Origin of the sequence: Pectobacterium polaris (assembly GCF_002307355.1) — a bacterium.
In the GTDB taxonomy this organism is placed as follows: Bacteria; Pseudomonadota; Gammaproteobacteria; order Enterobacterales; family Enterobacteriaceae; genus Pectobacterium; species Pectobacterium polare.
Genome location: NZ_CP017481.1, coordinates 82,137 through 100,988 on the forward strand (window position 1 = coordinate 82,137; position 18,852 = coordinate 100,988).

The 18,852-nt window shown below is 50.4% G+C and carries 12 protein-coding genes, 3 tRNA genes, 4 rRNA genes and 1 pseudogene; 6 read left to right on the forward strand and 14 right to left on the reverse strand.

The features are described from left to right. Positions 1 to 39: 39 nt before the first annotated feature. From BJJ97_RS00385 to gmhB, 9 genes are all read right to left on the reverse strand, one after another. Positions 40 to 1,320, reverse strand: a complete 1,281-nt coding sequence (locus BJJ97_RS00385; RefSeq protein ID WP_095992750.1) for an MFS transporter — start codon at positions 1,318 to 1,320, stop codon at positions 40 to 42. Positions 1,321 to 1,622: 302 nt separating this feature from the next. After that, positions 1,623 to 1,738, reverse strand: a 5S ribosomal RNA gene (gene rrf, locus BJJ97_RS00390). Positions 1,739 to 1,775: 37 nt separating this feature from the next. Continuing rightward, positions 1,776 to 1,851 (reverse strand) — tRNA-Thr (locus BJJ97_RS00395). A gap of 18 nt (positions 1,852 to 1,869) precedes the next feature. After that, positions 1,870 to 1,985: ribosomal RNA gene (rrf, locus tag BJJ97_RS00400) — 5S ribosomal RNA — on the reverse strand. A 120-nt stretch (positions 1,986 to 2,105) separates the two neighbouring features. Continuing rightward, positions 2,106 to 5,015 (reverse strand): 23S ribosomal RNA (locus BJJ97_RS00405). 220 nt (positions 5,016 to 5,235) lie between these two features. Then, positions 5,236 to 5,311: transfer RNA gene (locus BJJ97_RS00410), tRNA-Ala, on the reverse strand. Positions 5,312 to 5,353: 42 nt separating this feature from the next. Beyond that, positions 5,354 to 5,430 (reverse strand) — tRNA-Ile (locus tag BJJ97_RS00415). Positions 5,431 to 5,504: 74 nt separating this feature from the next. Continuing rightward, positions 5,505 to 7,046, reverse strand: a 16S ribosomal RNA gene (locus BJJ97_RS00420). The 16S, 23S and 5S rRNA genes sit together here with 3 tRNA genes alongside, the layout of an rRNA operon. A 384-nt stretch (positions 7,047 to 7,430) precedes the next feature. Beyond that, a complete protein-coding gene (gene gmhB, locus BJJ97_RS00425; protein ID WP_095992751.1) occupies positions 7,431 to 7,994 on the reverse strand; it encodes a D-glycero-beta-D-manno-heptose 1,7-bisphosphate 7-phosphatase in 564 nt (187 codons plus the stop codon). A gap of 178 nt (positions 7,995 to 8,172) precedes the next feature. Between gmhB and metN the strand changes: the two genes are divergently transcribed. From metN to proS, 6 genes are all read left to right on the forward strand, one after another. Further along, a complete protein-coding gene (gene metN / locus BJJ97_RS00430) occupies positions 8,173 to 9,204 on the forward strand; it encodes a methionine ABC transporter ATP-binding protein MetN (protein WP_095700421.1) in 1,032 nt (343 codons plus the stop codon). After that, on the forward strand, positions 9,197 to 9,850 hold the full coding sequence (locus tag BJJ97_RS00435) for a methionine ABC transporter permease MetI (RefSeq protein WP_014701168.1): 654 nt from the start codon (positions 9,197 to 9,199) through the stop codon (positions 9,848 to 9,850). The genes metN and BJJ97_RS00435 overlap by 8 nt, the downstream gene beginning before the upstream one ends. A gap of 64 nt (positions 9,851 to 9,914) precedes the next feature. Continuing rightward, positions 9,915 to 10,730, forward strand: a complete 816-nt coding sequence (locus tag BJJ97_RS00440; protein WP_039272834.1) for a MetQ/NlpA family lipoprotein — start codon at positions 9,915 to 9,917, stop codon at positions 10,728 to 10,730. Positions 10,731 to 10,848: 118 nt separating this feature from the next. Continuing rightward, positions 10,849 to 11,259, forward strand: a complete 411-nt coding sequence (gene rcsF / locus BJJ97_RS00445; protein ID WP_039484830.1) for an Rcs stress response system protein RcsF — start codon at positions 10,849 to 10,851, stop codon at positions 11,257 to 11,259. Continuing rightward, positions 11,256 to 11,972, forward strand: a complete 717-nt coding sequence (gene tsaA, locus BJJ97_RS00450) for a tRNA (N6-threonylcarbamoyladenosine(37)-N6)-methyltransferase TrmO (protein ID WP_095992752.1) — start codon at positions 11,256 to 11,258, stop codon at positions 11,970 to 11,972. Before rcsF ends, tsaA begins: the two co-directional genes overlap by 4 nt. Positions 11,973 to 12,117: 145 nt before the next feature. Next, positions 12,118 to 13,836, forward strand: coding sequence for a proline--tRNA ligase (proS, locus tag BJJ97_RS00455; RefSeq protein ID WP_095992753.1), 1,719 nt, complete (start codon positions 12,118 to 12,120; stop codon positions 13,834 to 13,836). Between the two features lie 119 nt (positions 13,837 to 13,955). On the opposite strand, the gene rpoS is transcribed toward proS, so the two are convergent. The 5 genes and pseudogenes from rpoS to ispF all read right to left on the reverse strand — a co-directional run bounded on the left by rpoS (position 13,956) and on the right by ispF (position 18,810). Continuing rightward, complete coding sequence (rpoS, locus tag BJJ97_RS00460) at positions 13,956 to 14,948, reverse strand: RNA polymerase sigma factor RpoS (protein ID WP_010299820.1); 993 nt, start codon at positions 14,946 to 14,948, stop codon at positions 13,956 to 13,958. A 53-nt stretch (positions 14,949 to 15,001) separates the two neighbouring features. After that, positions 15,002 to 16,023: pseudogene (nlpD, locus tag BJJ97_RS00465) on the reverse strand (murein hydrolase activator NlpD). Between the two features lie 357 nt (positions 16,024 to 16,380). Then, a complete protein-coding gene (locus BJJ97_RS00470) occupies positions 16,381 to 17,007 on the reverse strand; it encodes a protein-L-isoaspartate(D-aspartate) O-methyltransferase (RefSeq protein WP_039484842.1) in 627 nt (208 codons plus the stop codon). 140 nt (positions 17,008 to 17,147) lie between these two features. Next, the gene (gene truD / locus BJJ97_RS00475) at positions 17,148 to 18,194 is read right to left on the reverse strand and encodes a tRNA pseudouridine(13) synthase TruD (RefSeq protein WP_095992754.1); all 1,047 of its coding nucleotides are present in this window, start codon (positions 18,192 to 18,194) and stop codon (positions 17,148 to 17,150) included. A 118-nt stretch (positions 18,195 to 18,312) separates the two neighbouring features. Then, on the reverse strand, positions 18,313 to 18,810 hold the full coding sequence (gene ispF / locus BJJ97_RS00480; RefSeq protein ID WP_095992755.1) for a 2-C-methyl-D-erythritol 2,4-cyclodiphosphate synthase: 498 nt from the start codon (positions 18,808 to 18,810) through the stop codon (positions 18,313 to 18,315). Positions 18,811 to 18,852: the final 42 nt, after the last annotated feature.

Consider the following 18,852-nt stretch of genomic DNA (forward strand, 5'->3'; position numbering starts at 1 on the left):
TGCAGCTATCGGCCAGGCGTTATGTCAGCGATCTGAAAACTAAAGCTTCATTCCCTTTCCTCTGCGATGCAGCGTCAATGACACAATAAACGCAATCGCCCCCATCACTGAGACATACCAGAAGAAAGCCGTTTCCATACCAAACGATTTCAGCGAAAGTGCAACATACTCAGCCGAACCACCAAATAGCGCATTAGCAACGGCATAAGATAAGCCTACGCCCAACGCCCGGACTTCAGGCGGGAACATTTCTGCTTTTAAAATGCCGCTGATAGACGTGTAGAAACTGACAATAATCAGTGAAAGCATGACTAACGAGAAGGCAATGACAGGGCTAGTCACACTCTGTAGCACCGTCAGAATGGGAACTGTCAGCAATGCTGCAAATCCGCCGAAACAGAGCATTGAGCTACGACGGCCAATCTTATCCGACATCGCACCAAAGAACGGCTGCAGCAGCATAAAGATAAACAGTGCGAGGGTCATTAATCCGCTAGCCGTTTTCGCATCCATTCCGGCCGTATTCACCAGATACTTTTGCATGTAAGTGGTAAACGTATAAAAAGCTAAAGAACCACCGGCCGTAAAACCCAGTACGGTAATAAAAGCGCGACGATGTTTCCACAACCCTGCAAGCGAGCCAGCATCTTTATGTCCGCGGGTTGTTTTATCAGAGGTTTCATTCAAAGAGCGACGTAAATAAAGCGCAACAATCGCCAAAACAGCACCGAGAGCAAAAGGAATACGCCATCCCCACGCCCGCAAATCCTCATCACTCAGAACCTGTTGTAATATCACAACGACTAACAGCGCCAGCAATTGACCACCAATCAGCGTGACATACTGGAAAGAAGCATAGAACCCCTTCCTTCCCTCAACGGCAACTTCACTCATATACGTTGCACTGGTGCCGTATTCCCCACCGACAGAAAGCCCCTGAAATAAACGGGCTAATAGCAGTAAAAAAGGAGCCCAGGTACCAATGGTTTCATATCCCGGTAAGCATGCAATAACCAGAGATCCAAAACACATCATGCAAACCGAAATTAGCATTGAATTTTTACGACCATGCTTGTCTGCAATGTAACCGAAAAGCCAACCGCCTATCGGTCTCATTAAAAAGCCTGCTGCAAAAACCCCTGCGGTTTGTAGTAATTGAGTGGTGGTATTTCCCGAAGGGAAAAAGATATGGGCAAAATAGATTGAGCAAAAGGAATAAACATAAAAATCAAACCACTCAACCAAATTACCCGATGAAGCGCCAACTATAGCTCGGATACGCTGACGCGTATCTTTCGCATTTTCCGTTAGATCAGTCATCCTATTTTATTCTCCTGTTTTTCCGGGCATAAAACGATGCCCGCTATAGTAAAGCAGCACTTAAACCCTGAGGCAAAAAGTTCCTGATTGTAATAATTTATTAATGTAACAACGCAAACAGTGCTTTTATTACCCTTAACTGAAACACGGATAAATAAAGCAGCAACAAACAGGACGTTATTATGAGGTGGGTTAATAAGAAGATAAGCGAATCTATTCAGGTAAAAGAAAGAGTTTACTATCCTGAAATAGAAATAAATAAAAGGCCATCCCGTTAAGGATGGCCTTTTATCTTAATTGAAACCTGGCAGTTCCCTACTCTCACATGGGGAAGCCCCACACTACCATCGGCGCTACGGCGTTTCACTTCTGAGTTCGGCATGGGGTCAGGTGGGACCACCGCGCTATCGCCGCCAGGTAAATTCTTTTTTAAGCCGAACATTAACCCAAATAACTGGTGCTGATACCCAGAGTCGAACTGGGGACCTCACCCTTACCAAGGGTGCGCTCTACCAACTGAGCCATATCAGCGCACCTGTATAAATTGATGCCTGGCAGTTCCCTACTCTCACATGGGGAAGCCCCACACTACCATCGGCGCTACGGCGTTTCACTTCTGAGTTCGGCATGGGGTCAGGTGGGACCACCGCGCTATCGCCGCCAGGCAAATTCTGTTTCATTCCAACCGTTATACGTTGCTTACGCGCTCGCACAACCATCAGAACCAATCTTTGAACAAGCTGAGTATTGTTTTTTGAGTCGTCTCAAAACACCTTCGGTGTTGTAAGGTTAAGCCTCTCGGGTCATTAGTACTGGTTAGCTCAACGTATCGCTACGCTTACACACCCAGCCTATCTACGTCGTCGTCTTCAACGGCCCTTCAGGGGCATCTAGTGCCCAGGGAAGACTCATCTCGAGGCAAGTTTCCCGCTTAGATGCTTTCAGCGGTTATCTCTTCCGCACTTAGCTACCGGGCAATGCAATTGGCATCACAACCCGAACACCAGTGGTGCGTTCACTCCGGTCCTCTCGTACTAGGAGCAACCCCTCTCAATCTTCCAACGCCCACGGCAGATAGGGACCGAACTGTCTCACGACGTTCTAAACCCAGCTCGCGTACCACTTTAAATGGCGAACAGCCATACCCTTGGGACCTACTTCAGCCCCAGGATGTGATGAGCCGACATCGAGGTGCCAAACACCGCCGTCGATATGAACTCTTGGGCGGTATCAGCCTGTTATCCCCGGAGTACCTTTTATCCGTTGAGCGATGGCCCTTCCATTCAGAACCACCGGATCACTAAGACCTGCTTTCGCACCTGCTCGAGCTGTCACTCTCGCAGTCAAGCTAGCTTATGCCTTTGCACTAACCTCCTGATGTCCGACCAGGATTAGCTAACCTTCGTGCTCCTCCGTTACGCTTTGGGAGGAGACCGCCCCAGTCAAACTACCCACCAGACACTGTCCGCAACCCGGATCACGGGCCCACGTTAGAACATCAAACATTAAAGGGTGGTATTTCAAGGTTGGCTCCACGCAGACTGGCGTCCACGCTTCAAAGCCTCCCACCTATCCTACACATCAAGGCTCAAGGTTCAGTGTCAAGCTATAGTAAAGGTTCACGGGGTCTTTCCGTCTTGCCGCGGGTACACTGCATCTTCACAGCGAGTTCAATTTCACTGAGTCTCGGGTGGAGACAGCCTGGCCATCATTACGCCATTCGTGCAGGTCGGAACTTACCCGACAAGGAATTTCGCTACCTTAGGACCGTTATAGTTACGGCCGCCGTTTACCGGGGCTTCGATCAAGAGCTTCGCCTTGCGGCTGACCCCATCAATTAACCTTCCGGCACCGGGCAGGCGTCACACCGTATACGTCCACTTTCGTGTTTGCACAGTGCTGTGTTTTTATTAAACAGTTGCAGCCAGCTGGTATCTTCGACTGATTTCAGCTCCGTGAGCAAGTCACTTCACCTACCATCAGCGTGCCTTCTCCCGAAGTTACGGCACCATTTTGCCTAGTTCCTTCACCCGAGTTCTCTCAAGCGCCTGAGTATTCTCTACCTGACCACCTGTGTCGGTTTGGGGTACGATTTGATGTTACCTGGAGCTTAGAGGCTTTTCCTGGAAGCGTAGCATCGGTTACTTCATCACCGTAGTGACTCGTCATCACGCCTCAGTGTTAATGACGACCCGGATTTACCAAAGTCATCCACCTTCACGCTTAAACCGGGACAACCGTCGCCCGGATAACCTAGCTTTCTCCGTCCCCCCTTCGCAGTAACACCGAGTACAGGAATATTAACCTGTTTCCCATCGACTACGCTTTTCAGCCTCGCCTTAGGGGTCGACTCACCCTGCCCCGATTAACGTTGGACAGGAACCCTTGGTCTTCCGGCGTGCGGGTTTTTCACCCGCATTATCGTTACTTATGTCAGCATTCGCACTTCTGATACCTCCAGCAGCCCTCACAGGCCACCTTCGACGGCTTACAGAACGCTCCCCTACCCAACAACACCTAAGTGTCGCTGCCGCAGCTTCGGTGCATGGTTTAGCCCCGTTACATCTTCCGCGCAGGCCGACTCGACCAGTGAGCTATTACGCTTTCTTTAAATGATGGCTGCTTCTAAGCCAACATCCTGGCTGTCTGTGCCTTCCCACATCGTTTCCCACTTAACCATGACTTTGGGACCTTAGCTGGCGGTCTGGGTTGTTTCCCTCTTCACGACGAACGTTAGCACCCGCCGTGTGTCTCCCGTGATAACATTCTTCGGTATTCGTAGTTTGCATCGGGTTGGTAAGTCGGGATGACCCCCTAGCCGAAACAGTGCTCTACCCCCGAAGATGAATTCACGAGGCGCTACCTAAATAGCTTTCGGGGAGAACCAGCTATCTCCCGGTTTGATTGGCCTTTCACCCCCAGCCACAAGTCATCCGCTAATTTTTCAACATTAGTCGGTTCGGTCCTCCAGTTAGTGTTACCCAACCTTCAACCTGCCCATGGCTAGATCACCGGGTTTCGGGTCTATACCCTGCAACTTAACGCCCAGTTAAGACTCGGTTTCCCTACGGCTCCCCTATACGGTTAACCTTGCTACAGAATATAAGTCGCTGACCCATTATACAAAAGGTACGCAGTCACCCTGATTAATCAAGGCTCCCACTGCTTGTACGTACACGGTTTCAGGTTCTATTTCACTCCCCTCGCCGGGGTTCTTTTCGCCTTTCCCTCACGGTACTGGTTCACTATCGGTCAGTCAGGAGTATTTAGCCTTGGAGGATGGTCCCCCCATATTCAGACAGGATGTCACGTGTCCCGCCCTACTCATCGAACTCACAATCTGTGCATTTTTGTGTACGGGACTATCACCCTTTACTGTGCGACTTTCCAGACGCTTCCACTAACACACAAACTGATTCAGGTTCTGGGCTCCTCCCCGTTCGCTCGCCGCTACTAGGGGAATCTCGGTTGATTTCTTTTCCTCGGGGTACTGAGATGTTTCAGTTCCCCCGGTTCGCCTCATTACGCTATGTATTCACATAATGATAGTGTGTCGAAACACACTGGGTTTCCCCATTCGGGTATCGTCGGGTATAACGCTTCATATCAGCTTACCGACGCTTATCGCAGATTAGCACGCCCTTCATCGCCTCTGACTGCCTAGGCATCCACCGTGTACGCTTAGTCGCTTAACCTCACAACCCGAAGGTGTCTTTGATAAATCAAAGTCACTGTCGTGCTGCGATTATTTGAGAGACTCATTGACACACTGATACACCATTCATACCCGCAGGTATCAATGCATGTTCAGCTGTCATGTTTCAATTTTCAGCTTGTTCCAGATTGTTAAAGAGCAAAACTTCGCAGTGCACCCAAACAGGTACACTCTGAAGTTTTCTATATAGCGAGTAGTGATGGTGGAGCTATGCGGGATCGAACCGCAGACCTCCTGCGTGCAAGGCAGGCGCTCTCCCAGCTGAGCTATAACCCCATCGTTGCTTACAGATACCTTAAATACCACTCATGGAAGAGTTGGTAGGCCTGAGTGGACTTGAACCACCGACCTCACCCTTATCAGGGGTGCGCTCTAACCACCTGAGCTACAAGCCTATTAAGGTATTTCTGCTCGTTATTTTCATCAGACAATCTGTGTGAGCACTTCACTTAACACACATCTTTTTTGGTAAGGAGGTGATCCAACCGCAGGTTCCCCTACGGTTACCTTGTTACGACTTCACCCCAGTCATGAATCACAAAGTGGTAAGCGCCCTCCCGAAGGTTAAGCTACCTACTTCTTTTGCAACCCACTCCCATGGTGTGACGGGCGGTGTGTACAAGGCCCGGGAACGTATTCACCGTAGCATTCTGATCTACGATTACTAGCGATTCCGACTTCATGGAGTCGAGTTGCAGACTCCAATCCGGACTACGACGTACTTTATGAGGTCCGCTTACTCTCGCGAGGTCGCTTCTCTTTGTATACGCCATTGTAGCACGTGTGTAGCCCTACTCGTAAGGGCCATGATGACTTGACGTCATCCCCACCTTCCTCCGGTTTATCACCGGCAGTCTCCTTTGAGTTCCCGACCGAATCGCTGGCAACAAAGGATAAGGGTTGCGCTCGTTGCGGGACTTAACCCAACATTTCACAACACGAGCTGACGACAGCCATGCAGCACCTGTCTCACAGTTCCCGAAGGCACTAAGGTATCTCTACCGAATTCTGTGGATGTCAAGAGTAGGTAAGGTTCTTCGCGTTGCATCGAATTAAACCACATGCTCCACCGCTTGTGCGGGCCCCCGTCAATTCATTTGAGTTTTAACCTTGCGGCCGTACTCCCCAGGCGGTCGACTTAACGCGTTAGCTCCGGAAGCCACGCCTCAAGGGCACAACCTCCAAGTCGACATCGTTTACAGCGTGGACTACCAGGGTATCTAATCCTGTTTGCTCCCCACGCTTTCGCACCTGAGCGTCAGTCTTTGTCCAGGGGGCCGCCTTCGCCACCGGTATTCCTCCAGATCTCTACGCATTTCACCGCTACACCTGGAATTCTACCCCCCTCTACAAGACTCTAGCCTGTCAGTTTTGAATGCAGTTCCCAGGTTAAGCCCGGGGATTTCACATCCAACTTAACAGACCGCCTGCGTGCGCTTTACGCCCAGTCATTCCGATTAACGCTTGCACCCTCCGTATTACCGCGGCTGCTGGCACGGAGTTAGCCGGTGCTTCTTCTGCGGGTAACGTCAATCGACAAGGTTATTAACCTTATCGCCTTCCTCCCCGCTGAAAGTGCTTTACAACCCGAAGGCCTTCTTCACACACGCGGCATGGCTGCATCAGGCTTGCGCCCATTGTGCAATATTCCCCACTGCTGCCTCCCGTAGGAGTCTGGACCGTGTCTCAGTTCCAGTGTGGCTGGTCATCCTCTCAGACCAGCTAGGGATAGTCGCCTAGGTGAGCCATTACCTCACCTACTAGCTAATCCCATCTGGGCACATCTGATGGCGAGAGGCCCGAAGGTCCCCCTCTTTGCTCTTGCGAGGTTATGCGGTATTAGCTACCGTTTCCAGTAGTTATCCCCCTCCATCAGGCAGTTTCCCAGACATTACTCACCCGTCCGCCGCTCGTCACCCAGAGAGCAAGCTCTCCTGTGCTACCGCTCGACTTGCATGTGTTAGGCCTGCCGCCAGCGTTCAATCTGAGCCATGATCAAACTCTTCAATTTAAGATTTGTTTGATTTGCTTCTACTCGAGAAGCGATGCTCAAAGAATTAGTCACTGTTCATTCGTAATGAATTTTACTGTTGTTCACTCTTCAAGACTTTTTATATCGTTAAGATACGGTCTTGTGAGTGCCCACACAGATTGTCTGATTAAATTGTTAAAGAGCATTGCGTTATGGCCTTAACCACTTCGCGAGGTGGCGTATATTACGCTTTTCACCTTCAGAGTCAACGCTTATTTTAAAGCATTTTCTCTTTCTTTATCGACCCGGTTGTGTGTTCACAGCGCCGTGTCGATGGAGGCGCATTATAGGGAGCCGATTCAGAAGCGCAAGCAAATATCGTAAACTTTTTTCTGTTTGCGCATCTTTCATTCGTTCCGCTTGTTAACTGCGCGTTTTTATCCATTTTGGCAGCTCTGCGAGGCTTTCCAGCACACCATCGGCCAGTGCCTCGCCTTGCTCAGTGACAGGCTTACCGGTACGAACCAGCAGTTTCTTTCCTATACCAGCACCAATTGCAGCCTGAATATCCTCTAATTTGTCTCCCACCATATAAGAAGCCGCCATATCAATGTTCAGCTCACGCTGTGCGGAAAGCAGCATGCCCGGTTCTGGCTTACGGCAATCACAACTCTGGCGATACTCACCTTCCCCAGCTTCAGGGTGATGCGGACAAAAATAGATGCCATCCAGATCAACACCACGATCGGCCAGCGACCAGTCCATCCACTCCGTCAGTTGCATAAACTGATCTTCTGTAAACTTACCGCGGGCGATGCCGGACTGATTCGTCACCACAACCAGCGCGAACCCCATGCTTTTCAACTCACGCATGGCATCAATGACGCCATCAATAAATTGAAAATGGTCAATGTCATGAACATAACCGTGATCGACATTGATCGTGCCGTCACGATCAAGAAAAATTGCTGGAACGCTTTGTGCCACTGACTTTGCTCCTGAATGCCTAAATTACGCAGTAGTATCGCATGTTTTCACGCCTAGGGAGAATGTAGAGCCATGACAATCCTGATTGACTTAGACGTCTAGACGCCCTAACATCCATTCAATATCTGTTAATTCAGAAACTGATTTATCCAGCCATAGGCACTCACGATAAAAACATATGATTGAACTTTCTAATATTACTAAGGTTTTTCAGCAAAACGGGCGAACAATTACCGCGCTTGCTGATGTCAGCCTTCATGTTCCCACCGGGCAAATTTATGGCGTTATCGGCGCATCAGGCGCAGGTAAAAGTACATTGATCCGTTGCGTCAATTTATTGGAACGTCCGACAGAAGGGAAAGTGCTGGTCGATGGCCAAGAACTGACTCAGCTTTCAGATAGCCAACTGACGCGTGCGCGCCGTCAAATCGGCATGATTTTCCAACACTTCAACCTGCTCGCTTCGCGCACCGTTTTTGGCAACATTTCACTACCGCTGGAATTGGATAACACGCCGAAAGCCGACATCACTAAACGAGTCAATGAGTTGTTGGAGTTGGTTGGACTGGCAGATAAGCATGATGTCTACCCAGCCAATTTATCCGGCGGGCAAAAGCAGCGCGTCGCCATTGCCCGTGCGCTGGCTAGCAACCCTAAAGTTCTGCTGTGTGACGAAGCAACCAGCGCATTAGATCCAGCAACAACCCGTTCGATTCTCGAGTTACTGAAAGACATCAATCGCCGCTTGGGCCTCACCATTCTTCTTATTACCCATGAGATGGACGTGGTGAAACGCATTTGCGATCAGGTTGCGGTGATCAGCGACGGACGTCTCATCGAGCAGGACACCGTAAGCGAAGTTTTCTCACACCCGAAAACGCCGCTGGCGCAGAAATTCATTCAGTCAACGTTACACCTGGATATCCCAGACGATTACCTCGCCCGTCTGTCCCCTGACTCTCACCCGGATACCACGCCATTATTACGGATGGAATTTACGGGTAAATCGGTGGATGCTCCGCTGCTGTCCGAGGTTGCCCGACGCTTTAACGTCAACAACAACATTATCAGCGCCCAGATGGATTATGCCGGTGGCGTCAAGTTCGGCATCATGCTGGCAGAAATGCACGGCAACGATGCGGATATCAAAGCCGCAATCCAATTCCTGCAGGAAAGTCACGTTACAATTGAGGTTCTGGGTTATGTCTGAAGCAATGATGTGGTTAATGGCTAAGGGAGTATGGGAAACCGTCGCGATGACGTTCGTTTCTGGTTTCTTTGGCTTTGTGCTTGGCTTACCCGTGGGCGTTTTGTTGTATACCACGCGTCCGGGGCAAATCATCGCCAATCCAAAGCTCTACCGAACCCTTTCTGCACTGGTAAACATTTTCCGCTCAATTCCGTTCATTATTCTGCTGGTGTGGATGATTCCTTTTACCCGCATCATTGTCGGAACCTCGATTGGCCTGCAAGCGGCTATCGTTCCTCTCACCGTAGGTGCCGCGCCGTTTATTGCCCGCATGGTGGAAAATGCACTGCTTGAAATTCCGACCGGCCTGATCGAAGCCGCTCGTGCAATGGGTGCGACGCCGATGCAAATCATCAGAAAGATATTACTGCCGGAAGCATTACCGGGACTCATTAATGCCGCAACTATCACGCTAATCACACTCGTAGGCTATTCTGCTATGGGTGGAGCCGTGGGCGCAGGCGGCTTAGGTCAAATTGGTTATCAGTATGGTTATATTGGTTATAACGCGACGGTCATGAATACGGTATTAATATTACTGGTTGTTTTGGTTTACCTGATTCAATTCTGCGGCGACAGGGCAGTAAAAGCTGTCACACACAAGTAGTCATCACAATACGCATTTGCCATACAGGCATCTGCCAAGAGAATAATTAATTAGGGGTAAGGATATGGCGATTAAACTGAAATCTATTGCGACCATTGGCGCACTTATTGGTGCTCTGGCGCTAGCGGGATGTGGTCAGGAAGAAAAGAATCCTAATCATATTAAAGTCGGCGTTATTGTTGGTGCAGAGCAGCAAGTGGCGGAAATCGCGCAGAAAGTGGCGAAAGACAAATACGGCCTGGACGTTGAATTGGTCACATTCAACGACTACGTTTTGCCAAATGAAGCCCTGAGCAAAGGCGACATTGACCTGAATGCCTTCCAGCACAAACCTTATCTGGATCAGCAGATCAAAGATCGTGGTTATAAGCTGGTTTCTGTCGGCAACAGCTTTGTTTACCCAATCGCGGGCTACTCCAAAAAAATCAAATCGCTGAATGAGCTGCAAGATGGTGCTCAAGTTGCGCTGCCAAACGACCCGACCAATCTGGGTCGTTCTCTGCTGCTGCTGCAAAAAGTCGGCTTGATTAAACTGAAAGACAACGTTGGTCTGCTGCCAACCGTACTGGATGTCACTGAAAACCCAAAAAACATCAAACTGGTTGAGCTGGAAGCACCACAGCTGCCACGTTCTTTAGATGACGCGCAAATCGCGCTGGCTGTAATCAACACCACTTATGCTAGCCAGATTAACCTCACGCCAACTAAAGATGGCCTGTTTGTTGAAGAGAAAGACTCTCCGTATGTAAACCTGCTGGTTTCACGCGAAGACAACAAAGACGCTGAAAACGTGAAGAAATTCGTTCAGGCTTATCAATCTGATGAAGTGAATGACGCTGCAAATAAAATCTTTAATGGCGGCGCAGTGAAAGGCTGGTAATCCCACCCTAACGCGTTTAATTAAAAGATATCTGCAAGACGGGCTACGGCCCGTCTTGTTATTTGTGCAATTGCTTGCTTCAATACCCGCTCTTTGAGAAAAAGCAGAGGAATCCTTAATGCGTGCTGTTCCCTTTATATTGTTGGCCATGTCGCTAACAGGCTGTTCTTTATTTCAGAAGCCACCGGCACCGACACCTCAACCCGCTATTGAAACCAAAACTGTAGAACCTGCGCCTAAACCGAAGCCAGCGGCTCGCCCGACGCCAGCGGTGCTATATAAAAGTGCAGAAGAATTAGTCGGTAAACCTTTCCGTGATATGGGCGAAGTGTCAGGCTCCTCATGTCAGGTCAGCGCTCAGGACTCTCCGCCTAACGCGGCAAATGCGCGTAAAAGAATGCAAAACCGCGCAACCGCAATGAAAGCCAATGCAGTTTTACTGCATGAATGCCAAACCGTCAGCGGCGTAGCGGGTTGCTACAGCCAGGTCGTTTGCCAAGGCACTGCGCTGAAAGTCTCTGCACAATGAGTCAATTTGTTTTCAATCAGATCGGGATTATCCGCTCACCGTATAAAGAAAAGTTTGCCATTCCGCGGCAGCCGGGTCTGATTGAAGACGGAGGCGGAGAGCTTCAGCTATTACCGCCGTACAATCAGGCAGATTGTGTGCGGGGGCTGGAAGATTTCAGCCATATTTGGATATTGTTCATTTTTCATCAAACGATGGACGGCGGCTGGCGTCCGACGGTTCGACCACCGCGTCTGGGAGGAAACACACGTACGGGCGTTTTCGCTACGCGTTCCACCTTCCGTCCCAATCCTGTTGGCATGTCGCTGGTTGAATTAAAAGGGATCCGAGCAAAAGGCGATGCCATTACGCTCGACTTAGGCAGTCTTGATCTGGTCGATGGCACACCGGTTGTCGATATCAAACCTTACCTACCCTTTGCGGAAAGCCATCCTCAGGCGCGAGCGGGTTTTGCCCAAATGGCACCTGATGCCGCGATGCCAGTCGCTTTTTCCCCCCTTGCGGAAAGCCAGATCGCAGAACATCAAAAGAAATATCCCCAGTTAAAACGCTTTATCTCGCAGGTGTTGGCACAAGATCCGCGCCCCGCCTACCGTAAAGGGGAAAGTACCACGCGGGAATACGCCGTTTTGCTATTGGAGTTCAATGTGCGCTGGCGCGTATGCGAAGAACAAACCGAAGTGTTAAGCCTCGACCCGTCACACACGTGTTAATACACGAACCACAGCAATATATTCTAAAATTGTCCCTGCTCTCTTTTGACACGTCGCCCACGCTGGTAAACTAAGCCACTTTTTATGTGCCTTCGGCTGCGCGGCAGCCCTATGCTATTTATCGTTCTAACGGAACTAAAACCCCATGCGTACTAGCCAATACATGCTCTCCACACTCAAGGAGACGCCAGCCGATGCAGAAGTCATCAGCCATCAGTTGATGCTCCGGGCAGGAATGATTCGTAAACTGGCCTCAGGCCTTTACACCTGGTTGCCAACCGGTTTACGTGTTTTGAGAAAAGTTGAAAATATCGTGCGCGAAGAGATGAACAACGCTGGCGCGATTGAAGTTTCCATGCCCGTTGTTCAGCCTGCCGATTTATGGGTGGAAAGTGGACGTTGGGAACAATATGGTCCGGAACTGCTGCGCTTTGTCGATCGTGGCGAGCGTCCATTTGTGCTCGGCCCAACACATGAAGAAGTGATTACCGATCTGATTCGTAATGAAGTCAGTTCTTATAAGCAGCTACCGCTGAATTTCTTCCAGATTCAAACCAAATTCCGCGATGAAGTGCGCCCGCGTTTTGGCGTCATGCGCTCACGTGAATTCCTGATGAAAGACGCCTACTCTTTCCATACCTCGCAGGAATCGCTGCAGGTCACTTACGACGCAATGTACGCCGCTTACAGCCAGATTTTCAGCCGTATGGATCTGGATTTCAGAGCCGTTCAGGCGGATACCGGTTCTATCGGCGGTAACGCATCCCATGAGTTTCAGGTACTGGCGACCAGCGGCGAAGACGATATCGTTTTCTCAACGGAATCCGACTACGCGGCAAACATTGAACTGGCAGAAGCTGTCGCGCCGAAGTTAGGCCGCGCGGAAGCGACAGAAGAGTTGCGTCTGGTTGATACACCAAATGCCAAGACTATCGCCGAGCTGGTTGAACAGTTTACGCTGCCGATAGAAAAAACCGTGAAGACGCTGCTGGTTAAAGCGACGGAAGAAAGTGGCCATAAACTGGTTGCGCTGCTGGTTCGTGGCGATCACGAACTGAATGAAATCAAAGCGGAGAAAATCGCTCAGGTTGCCAGCCCGCTGACGTTCGCAACGGAAGAAGAGATTCGTGCAACTATCGGTGCAGGTCCAGGTTCACTTGGCCCAGTCAAGCTGACGATTCCGGTTGTTGTCGATCGTACCGTTGCGGCGATGAGCGATTTCAGCGCTGGCGCGAACATTGATGGCAAACACTATTTTGGCATCAACTGGGAACGTGACGTTACGCTGCCGCAGGTTGCAGACATCCGTAACGTGGTTGAAGGCGACATCAGTCCAGACGGCAAAGGCACACTGCAAATTAAACGCGGTATCGAAGTGGGCCATATTTTCCAACTGGGCAGTAAGTATTCTGAAGCGCTGAAAGCGACGGTTCAAGGTGAAGACGGCCGTAACCAGACGCTGACGATGGGTTGCTACGGTATTGGTGTGACGCGCGTTGTCGCGGCGGCAATTGAGCAGAATCATGACGAACGCGGCATCATCTGGCCAGACGCGATTGCACCTTTCCACGTTGCTATTCTGCCAATGAACATGCACAAGTCTTTCCGCGTGAAGGAAGTGGCTGAGGATATCTACCAGCAGTTGCGCGCTAAAGGCATTGAAGTTTTGCTTGATGACCGTAAAGAGCGTCCGGGCGTGATGTTCGCCGATATGGAGTTGATTGGCGTGCCGCATACCATCGTCATTGGCGATCGCAATCTGGATAGCGAAGAGATTGAATATAAGAACCGTCGGGTCGGTGAAAAGCAAATGATTAAAACCAGCGAAATCGTCGATTTCCTGCTGGCGAATATCGTACGCTAATTGCCGCCGAACCGCCCTTTCACGCGAAAGGGCGAATACAGACATAAAAAAATGGTGGGTTTCCCCACCATTTTTTATTTCAAGACGTTTATTTCAAGACATCAGTAACGCGTCACGAATTATTCACGAAACAGTTCTTCAATGCTCAACCCCTGAACCTGCAAAATTTCCCGCAGGCGGCGTAAGCCTTCAACCTGAATCTGGCGAACACGTTCACGCGTTAAGCCGATTTCACGACCCACATCTTCCAGCGTAGCCGCTTCGTACCCTAGCAGGCCGAAACGACGCGCCAACACCTCACGCTGTTTGGCATTCAGCTCAAACAACCATTTTACGATATTCTGCTTCATATCGTTATCTTGAGTAGTGTCTTCAGGTCCGTTATCTTTTTCGTCTGCCAGAATATCCAGCAGCGCTTTTTCCGAATCACCACCCAACGGGGTATCGACGGAAGTAATACGTTCATTCAGGCGCAGCATGCGGTTGACGTCATCAACGGGCTTATCAAGCTGTTCGGCGATTTCTTCCGCACTCGGCTCGTGATCCAGTTTATGAGACAGTTCGCGCGCGGTGCGCAGATAAACGTTGAGTTCTTTGACAATGTGAATCGGCAAACGGATGGTACGGGTTTGATTCATGATCGCCCGTTCTATCGTCTGTCGAATCCACCAGGTTGCATAGGTTGAAAAACGGAATCCTCTTTCTGGATCGAATTTTTCAACCGCACGGATCAGGCCGAGGTTCCCCTCTTCAATCAGGTCCAGCAGCGCCAGACCACGATTGTTGTAACGGCGGGCAATTTTCACCACCAGCCGCAGGTTACTCTCGATCATCCGGCGGCGCGATGGGACATCGCCACGCAACGCGCGTCGGGCAAAATAAACTTCTTCTTCTGCGGTTAAAAGCGGCGAATAGCCGATCTCTCCTAAATAGAGCTGTGTTGCGTCAAGGACACGCTGTGGGACCCCTTGCGATAACAGCTCGTCTTCCGCCGAGTCATTATCATTGGTATCTTCCTCTGCCAGCGCTTTATCGTCAAAAACGTCAAGTCCATTTTCTTCGAAATCGGTATCTTCATGTAACTCGTTAACTTTCAGCGTACTTTGGCTCATAAGTGGCTCCTACCCGTGATCCCTTGGCAGAATACCGAAATACTCTGCCCGATTTATCGCTGCGGCAGAAAACGCAGCGGGTTTACGGATTTCCCCTTGTAACGAATTTCAAAGTGCAAGCGAACTGAGCTGGTGCCCGTACTGCCCATCGTAGCGATTTTTTGTCCTGCCGTGACGTCTTGTTGCTCACGGACTAGCATCGTATCGTTATGGGCATAGGCACTGAGGTAGTCATCATTATGTTTGATGATTATCAGATTTCCGTAACCACGTAGCGCATTACCCGCGTACACCACGCGCCCACTGGCGGTTGCGGTGATCGGTTGCCCACGTGAGCCGGCGATATCAATCCCTTTATTTCCCCCCTCGGAAGCGGAGAAACTATCTATGACTTTCCCATCGGTAGGCCAACGCCAACTGCCGACAGCAGCCGTATTGCTGCTGGCAACAGCCGCTGGTGCGGAAACAGGAGCGGTTGTTGGTGCCCCTGTCGTAGGTAACATCTTACCTACATTCTGTTTACCCTGATTACCAGAATACGCATTAGTTGACTGAGAATCAACCGATGTAGTTTGTATTTGCGCACTTGATGGCGGCGTTGGTACACCACCTCGGGTAGCATCCGTTGTTGCCAACATTCCACCACCGCTCGTCAGGCCACCGCCCGAAGCGTTGTTACCGGATACGTTTCCTAAGCTCAGTGATTGCCCCACATTCAGGCTGTATGGCTCAGGAATATTGTTGCGCTGCGCCAGATCCCGGTAGTCATTACCAGTAATCCACGCGATATAAAACAGGGTGTCGCCCCGTTTAACGGTATAGGCATTACCGCCGCTGTAGCTGCCTTTCGGAATATTGCCGTAGCTGCGGTTGTAAACAATTCGGCCGTCGGTCGTTGTTGAAACGCTTTCACCCGCTGTTGAAATGCGTGATGGTGGCGCAGATAACATCCCCCTCGGCTGCCCGTATTTCCGTCAACGCTGCTGATCGGTGCGGATTTGGAATTATTGTTGGTACATCCCGCCAATCCTAAGACAATCACCGTACAAGCAGCAATATGACGCAAATTCATCATTCGGCTTCCCATGCGCCTTACTCCCCTATAACTATAGCGTTCAAAAAAGTGTCGATAACATTCAAAAAACAGTAATACTCAGAACTCAATTCGGACATGTCTGCCTCGCATCTGCTCTCGCTTAACTGGCCGTAGCTCAACTGCCTATAGCGTAAATGATTGTAGCGTACCGGTATTCGGTGATTTATTCGTTAATTAGAACGAGAAAGATCGCTACTTCACCATCACTGGCGCATAAGCAAAACGGGAAAGGCACCACGATGATTAGATGCTAACAATATCAACAAGTTCGCACTATAAAACAGTTGTGTTGAAATTTTAAAGACTTAACAACAAGTGCATACCAACGCCACGGTATCAGGCTAATTCCCCTTTGACCAGCGGAACAAACCGAACAGCTTCAACCGTTTGAATAATAAATTCGCCAGCATGGCGTTGAACAACCTGTAAGTATTGTGACTGTTCACCGACGGGCAATACCATCACGCCGCCTTCATCAAGCTGTTCCATCAGCGCTCGGGGAATTTCCGGCGGTGCAGCAGTCACGATGATGGCATCAAACGGCCCGCGCGACGCCCAGCCCTGCCACCCATCGCCATGACGGGTAGAAACATTATGCAGATCAAGCTGCTTTAAGCGACGTTTAGCCTGCCATTGCAGCCCTTTAATACGCTCAACCGAGCAAACGTGCCTCACCAAATGCGCTAAAATCGCCGTTTGATAACCAGAACCAGTGCCAATTTCCAGCACGCGAGAAACAGGCGTCAGGCTGAGCAATTCCGTCATCTTCGCGACCATATAGGGCTGCGAAATCGTCTGACCGGAACCAATAGGCAGAGCGGTATTTTCATACGCTTTATGCTCGAACGCCTCGTCAACGAAACGTTCTCTGGGTACGGCTTCTATCGCACTCAGTAGACGTTCGTCCTGAATGCCCTGCTGGCGCAGCTGTGCCAACAACGTTTCTATACGCTTGTTTACCATTCCCCGCCGACCTCAGCTCTGGTTAACCTCGTCACCAATACAGCAATTTTCCCGCACAGGGGTAAGCCAGCCGCCGCTATCGCACGGTTGCCAGCATTATTCTCTTCAACTCTTTTCTGCAAAAAACGTCTCGCAGTACATCAGGCACCGAGATCGGTATCCTGCTGTGAATGCAGCAATTCGCGCACCACGCTGGTCGCAAAACTGCCCGCAGGTAGCCAGAACGTCACTTCCACAGTCGCATCGTCCTGCCATTCCCAGTGCATCTGCTGCGGATACAGCAGCACCGCACGCCGGGCAGGTTCGACCCGCTCACGCTTAACCAAAGACCACAGCGTGTCTTGTCCGACCAAAGCCTGTTCTTCAAATACCCGCGCGTCATCCTGCGTGCCCAGTTCACCATCACCAGGCAGCGGCGCGGTAATCTGGAGTTCACCCGCATCAAGGCGCGTCTGTAAAACGTCTAATTCGTCAGGCTTAGCAACAAACCAGCTGCCGCGCCCTGTTAGCTGCAATGCATCACCACACAAGACGGTTTTCGCCTGCTGTCCCGCGAGTCGTGCACTGGCAACCTGATTAAACATCGCACTGCGGCTGGCGGAAAGATAAAAACTCCGCTTACTGCGTTCTTTTACTCGAATCTCGTTATTTGCCCAAAGACGAGCCTGCTCAAGATTATTTCCATTACGTCCGAAACGCTGGCTGCCGAAATAATTAGGCGCGCCGTTCGCGGCAATCAGCGCCAAACGAGCGTCAACCTCGCTTCGGTCGCTGACCTGACGCAGCACCAGAGTAAAATGGTTACCCCGCAGCGTACCGATCCGCAGCTTGCGACGATGGCGAGTCACCTCAAGCACATCACAGCCTTCAAGCTCCAACAAGGAGAAATCTGGCGTCTCCTTTCCCGGCATGTGCAGGCAGAACCATTGTTCGGTGACAGCATGACGATCTTTCAAACCCGCATAACTGACGGCACGCAGCGGTAGACGAACAAATTTCGCCAGCATCTCGGCCACAAATTGCGTATTACAGCCGCGCTTGCGTACACGTACCAATACTTGTTCACCGTCACCATCTGGCTGAAATCCCAGATCTTCCACCACCAGAAAATCTTCAGCAGTGGATTTCAATGAGCCGGTAGCCTGTGGTTCACCGTGCAACCAGACGAGTTGTTCGCTATTTTCCATCGTTATCCTACAACGTGCATGACCGGATGACACCCGGCCACGACAGTGTTTTTTATACCGTTAATTTTCTATTATTAATGAGGCACTACTGATAATTAATCGTTAACAAAACGACCACTTACCACGCGACAATTTCGCCCGTTTCTTTTTTCACCAGCAGAGCAACGGCTTCGCAGGCAATGCCTTCGCCGCGACCAGTAAAGCCCAGCTGTTCTGTCGTGGTCGCTTTCACATTGACGTCGTCCATGTGACACTGCAAATCTTCCGCCAGATTCACGCGCATTTGCGGGATATGCGGTGCCATTTTCGGCGCCTGCGCAATAATCGTAACGTCCAGATTGCCTAGCTGGTAGCCTTTTTCATTGATACGACGCCAGGCTTCACGCAGCAGGCTACGGCTGTCCGCTCCTTTAAAAGCCGGATCGGTATCAGGAAATAGCTTGCCAATGTCACCCAGCGTGGCGGCCCCCAACAGGGCATCGGTCACCGCATGCAGCACCACATCCCCATCGGAATGTGCCAGCAGGCCTTGAGTATAAGGAATTCGCACGCCACCGATCACCAGCGGACCTTCTCCACCGAACTTATGGACATCAAAACCGTGACCGATACGCATCGCGCGTTCTCCTTATCTGTATTTAACGAATAAATTTAGCGA